This is a genomic window from Brevibacterium sp. SIMBA_078 (assembly GCF_046534565.1).
In the GTDB taxonomy this organism is placed as follows: domain Bacteria; phylum Actinomycetota; class Actinomycetes; order Actinomycetales; family Brevibacteriaceae; genus Brevibacterium.
Map to the genome: position 1 here is coordinate 1 of NZ_JAWRYQ010000483.1, position 245 is coordinate 245.

Annotated in this window: 1 protein-coding gene; it reads right to left on the bottom strand. The window is 43.7% G+C overall.

Annotated elements, in window-relative coordinates:
• A partial coding sequence (locus tag SB749_RS20495) for a hypothetical protein (protein WP_410711931.1) occupies nucleotides 1-245 on the bottom strand: 245 nt, incomplete at both ends.

A 245-nucleotide genomic window follows, 5' to 3' on the forward strand; every position in this document is an offset into this window, starting at 1 on the left:
GACATCTCCGGCTTTACTAACTGTACGGCAAGGTTAGGTGTGTTCGGGTAAGTCAACTCCATTAAGCTTGCGATAATAGCCAGAGGATACTGGTATTGCTCAATTGACCGTTGCGCGTAGTTTTTAAGAGGATAGTGGTGTTCCGGGTCGTAAGTTGTGTCTGTGTAATAGGAGAAAACATAAGCGAGTAAATCTTTAACTTTGTCTGTTGCTCCCAGTGAGTAATAAAATTCGGCAGTCTGAGC